The sequence below is a fragment of the bacterium genome (assembly GCA_016873475.1).
Classification (GTDB): domain Bacteria; phylum Krumholzibacteriota; class Krumholzibacteriia; order JACNKJ01; family JACNKJ01; genus VGXI01.
Map to the genome: position 1 here is coordinate 1 of VGXI01000239.1, position 4,375 is coordinate 4,375.

A 4,375-nucleotide genomic window follows, 5' to 3' on the forward strand; every position below is an offset into this window, starting at 1 on the left:
CCCCTGCCCCATCTTGCCGTCGGACTGACCGCGCTCGGCGCCGCCGGGCTCACCCTCTACTCGGGCTTCGGTCTGGGCACCCTGCTGCTGCCGGTCTTCGCGCTCTTCGTGCCGGTCGAGTTCGCCGTCGGCGCCACGGCCCTCGTGCACGCAGCGAGCAACCTGCTCAAGATCGCCGTGCTCGGCCGTCACGCCGATCGCGGCCTCGTCCTGCGCTTCGGCCTGCCCGCGCTCCTCGCCGCCTTCGCCGGCGCCGCGGCCCTCGGCAGCATCGCACATCTCGAGCCGCTCGCGCGCTATGCGCTGGGCCCGCGCGAAGCGCAGATCACGCCGGTCAAGCTCGCGATCGCCCTGTTGATGCTCGGCTTCGCGCTCTTCGAGCTGCTGCCCCGCTGGCGGGGATTGCGCTTCCCGCGCCGCTACCTCCTCGTCGGCGGCCTGCTCTCGGGCTTCTTCGGCGGCTTCTCGGGGCACCAGGGCGCGCTGCGCTCGGCCTTTCTCGTCAAGCTCGAGCTCTCGACACCGGCCTTCGTCGGCACCAACGCCGTGATCGGCTTCCTCGTCGATCTCGCGCGGCTGGGCACCTACGCCGGCTTCCTGCTCGCCGGGCGCGGCGGCGCGCTTGCGCCCGGCCAGTGGGGACTCGTGGCGACGGGCGCGCTGGCCGCCTTCGCCGGCATCTTCCTCGGCCAGCGCTTCCTGCACAAGGTGACGATGAGCGCCGTGCAGACCCTCACCGGGGTCCTGCTCGCCCTCATCGCCCTGGCGCTGGGCGCGGGGTTGATCTAGGCATGCGCGACCGCGGCATCCTCTACGCCACCGCCACGCTGCGCGCGCTGACGACCGGCTTCACGGGCGTCGCCCTAGGGCTCTACCTCGCCGAGACGGGACTCGCGGCGGACGCGATCGGCCGCATCGTGTCGGTGGGCCTCGCGGGCGCCGCGCTCGCGGCGCTCCTCGCTACGCTCGCCGCCGACCGCCTGGGCCGACGGCGTTTCCTCGTCGCGACAGCGCTCGTCGGCGCGCTCGGCACGCTCGTTTTCGCGCTCGTTCGCTCGCCGCTTGCGCTCGCGTTCAGCGCGGGCCTGGGCATGCTCAACGGGATGGGCCGCGATCGCGGCGCCGCGCTCATCCTCGAGCAGGCGGCGCTGCCCGCCACCGTCAGCGCCGAGCGGCGCACGCGCGCCTTCGCGGTTTACACGATGCTGCAGGACATTGGCCATGGCCTGGGCGCCCTGCTCGCCGGCCTGCCCAGCGCGCTCGCGGGTCCGGGCGACGCACCGGCCGCCTACCGACTGGCGCTCGTCGTGTGCGCGGCGGCCGCGGCGCTGATGGCCCTGCTCTACCTGCGTCTGGGACGGACGATCGAGGCCGGCGCCGGCCGCGCGCGACAGGCGCTCTCCGCGCGCAGCCGTGGCATCCTGCTGCGCCTGTCCGCGCTCTTCGGCCTCGACAGTCTGGCCGGCGGCTTCCTCTCCACCGCGCTGCTCAGCTACTTCTTCTTCGAGCGCTTCGCGGCCTCCGCCGCGGCGATCGGCGCGCTCTTCTTCGCAGCGCGGCTGCTCAACGCGCTCTCGCACCTGGGCGCGGCCTGGCTGGCCGCGCGCATCGGCCTCGTCAACACGATGGTCTTCACGCACATCCCCTCGAGCCTGCTGCTCGTCACGGTCGCCTTCGCACCCAGCTTTCCGATGGCGGCCCTGCTCTTCCTGCTGCGCGAGGGCCTCGTGGAGATGGATGTGCCGACCCGCAGCTCTTACGTGCTCGCCGTCGTCGAGCCGGGCGAGCGGACGGTCGCATCTGGCGTCACGAACCTGGTCCGCCTGGGCGGCTGGGCGATCGCGCCCGCGCTCGCCGGCAGCCTGATGGCGACCGAATCGCTGTACCTGCCCCTCGTCATCGGGGCCGGCATGAAGATCGCCTACGACCTGCTGCTCTGGCGCGCCTTCCGCGGCGTCAAGCCATCGGAGGAGCAGGGCCGCAGCTAGCTCGGTGTCCGGGCAGCACTGCGGGCTTGATCGCCGGCCGCGAGGCGCAGATACTGGCGGCGATACTCCAGGAGGGTAGCTGATGCATCGGCTCGTCGGCTTGGCCGTTGTCTCTCTGCTTGCCGCGGCGCTGGCGGCCGCAGAATCGGCGGGAGCGCTCGCCGCCGGCGACGGCGAGCTGCTCCTGCGCGGCACGCTCAGCACGCGCGCGCGGATCGCCCTGCCACCAGAGGCCATCGCCTTCCTCGAGCTGCGCGCGGGGGCGCCCGAGACCGGCACCCTGATCGTCGAGCAGCGCTGGGCCACGGCCGGACGCCAGGTGCCCCTGGCCTTCGCGCTCGCCCTGCCGCATGCCCTGCTCGCGGGAGCGGGCCCGCTCGCGCTGCGCGGGGGCATCCTCGTCGCCGGTCGGCCGGCCTGGATCTCCGAGCCGGTCGCCCTCGCCGCCGAAGCGCCTGGCGCGGACCTGGGCGCGCTCGACCTCGCGCCCGCGCCGCCCGGCGCCTTCGCGGTCGTCTTCCGCTGCGGGGAGCGGCGCGTCGCCGTGGGCTACAACGCGCGCGAGCTGCTGCTCGCGATCGACGAGGAGCGCTTTCCCCTGCGGCAGACGATCGCCGCCTCCGGCGCGCGCTACGTGGCCCGCGCGGACTCGACGATCGAGCTCTGGAACAAGGGCGAGGACTTCATGGTCACCCTGCGCGGCGAGCGGCTGCCCGACTGCGGCGCCGTCCCCGCCGACCGCTAGGGGAGCCGGCTCGCCGCGCGCCGTGCCGGCGAGGCGCTCCTCGCTCGCGCCGCCGAGGTGGAAGCCGCCGATCACGGCGTGCAGGCGCTCGCCTGCGTGCAGGGCGAGCGCATGGCTCAGCGTGTTGATCAGCCCGGCATGGCCGCAGCCGAGGACGACCACCGGGCCGTGGGCAGTGCGCGCCGATCGACCGCGTTTCGCCGCCGCGGATCGCGTAGCGCGCCATCGCCCCCCGCGGGTGCTGGTTTCACGCGCGGCGCCGCAGGGCGCGAGAGCCGCTTTCCCGATTGCCGGCACGAGGGCGAGCCGGGCTGCTCGGTGCAGGCGGCGATCGCCGCAGGCCGCTTGCAGCCCGAGGCGCTCGCCCACTGGCGCAAGCTGGAGAAGGAGGCGCGGGCCAATGCGCGGCGGCGGGATGTCCGCCTGCGCCGCGAGGACGAGCGCGCCTGGGGACGCCGCTACGCGCAGGTGGTGAAGAACTACCGGCCGAAGCGCCGCGAGGCGCGCTAGCCGTGGATTGTACACGTGTACAAAACGAGCCGCCCTACCAGGTCGTGATCTGTCGCTACGAGGAGTGCGGCCCTCTCTGCGCCGGCAGGGCGGGCTGAGCCGCGCGCGGCTTGCGGCACTGCACCGAGATCAGTTTCGAGGTCGCCTGCGGCGGGTCGGCGCTCAGCCAGTCCGTCGCCCGGATGTCCTCGAAGCCCGCGGTGCGGGCGTAGTCCAGTGCTTGCTCCAGGGTGTACGTGCGCCCCCAGCGCTCGTTGGCCTCGGTCTCCACCAAGTGCCCGTCGACGAACTTCTCGAGGATGAAGAGCCAGCGCCAAACGTGGGTGGCCGGGTCGTGCCGCATCTGCTTGCGCCAGGCGAGGACGGCTCCGTCGGGCGCGCAGATCCAATCGCCCGTCCAGCGGTCGTTGTCCTCGTGGTCGGCGGGCACGAGCTGGAGGTCATAGAGGAAGTGGCCGCCGGGCTCCAGGTGCGCCATCACGCGCTGGAAGGTGGCCGCGATGTCCCGGTCCTCGGTGAAGAGCCCGAGTCCGCCGGAGTCGAGGAGGATCGTGCGGAAGCGGCACGGCAACGCGAAGTCCAGCATCGACTGCGCGTGGACCACTGGCCGCAGGCCCTGCGCCGCGCCGGCGGCCAGGCAGCGGGCCGTCATGTCCGGGGAAGTGTCGATCCCGATGACGTCGAGGCCTTGCGCGAGGAGTGGAAGCAGGATCTTGCCCGTGCCGCTGCCCAGCTCCAGCGCCGGCTGCCCGAGCTCCCGGATCTTCGCTCCCAGATACGCGACTTCCGGGCCCGGATCCGTCGCGGCCGAGACCAGCTCGTACCACTCCGCATGGAGCTTGCGGTACTCCTTCTGCGCCATCCCCTCCCCTCCAGTCGCGGGCCGCACGAAGCCGCCCTGTCGCCGCTCAGGGCAGCAGCGCGGCCGCCAGCCCGTTGATGTAGTCCTCGATGGCCGTGTAGCCCGAGGGCATGACGGTCGCGTGATCGCTCGGGTCCGCGGGGCTGAGGCCGCGGGCGCTCTCCCAGGCGTCGGCCATGCCGTCCTCATCGGCGTCGGCGGGCGGCGTGCCGGGCGCGAGCCCCGCCATCAGATCGGCGGGGATGCGCGCGCCCCACTCGCCCGTGCGCT

At 73.4% G+C, this 4,375-nt stretch carries 6 protein-coding genes; 4 read left to right on the forward strand and 2 right to left on the reverse strand.

Going from position 1 to position 4,375, the window contains the following annotated elements; genetic code table 11:
• Positions 1 to 3: 3 nt before the first annotated feature.
• From FJ251_13915 to FJ251_13930, 4 genes are all read left to right on the forward strand, one after another.
• Positions 4 to 789, forward strand: coding sequence for a sulfite exporter TauE/SafE family protein (locus tag FJ251_13915; GenBank protein ID MBM4118801.1), 786 nt, complete (start codon positions 4 to 6; stop codon positions 787 to 789).
• A 2-nt stretch (positions 790 to 791) separates the two neighbouring features.
• Positions 792 to 1,988: an MFS transporter gene (locus tag FJ251_13920; protein ID MBM4118802.1), complete on the forward strand. Its 1,197-nt coding sequence runs from the start codon at positions 792 to 794 to the stop codon at positions 1,986 to 1,988.
• Positions 1,989 to 2,070: 82 nt separating this feature from the next.
• Positions 2,071 to 2,733 carry a hypothetical protein gene (locus FJ251_13925; GenBank protein ID MBM4118803.1) on the forward strand — a complete coding sequence of 221 codons (663 nt, stop codon included), beginning with the start codon at positions 2,071 to 2,073 and terminating at the stop codon, positions 2,731 to 2,733.
• Between the two features lie 57 nt (positions 2,734 to 2,790).
• Positions 2,791 to 3,243, forward strand: coding sequence for a hypothetical protein (locus tag FJ251_13930; GenBank protein MBM4118804.1), 453 nt, complete (start codon positions 2,791 to 2,793; stop codon positions 3,241 to 3,243).
• A 55-nt stretch (positions 3,244 to 3,298) separates the two neighbouring features.
• On the opposite strand, the gene FJ251_13935 is transcribed toward FJ251_13930, so the two are convergent.
• Entirely contained in the window at positions 3,299 to 4,105 is an 807-nt protein-coding gene (locus FJ251_13935; GenBank protein ID MBM4118805.1) for a class I SAM-dependent methyltransferase, read from the reverse strand.
• A 46-nt stretch (positions 4,106 to 4,151) separates the two neighbouring features.
• A partial coding sequence (locus FJ251_13940) for a pectate lyase precursor (GenBank protein MBM4118806.1) occupies positions 4,152 to 4,375 on the reverse strand: 224 nt, incomplete at its 5' end.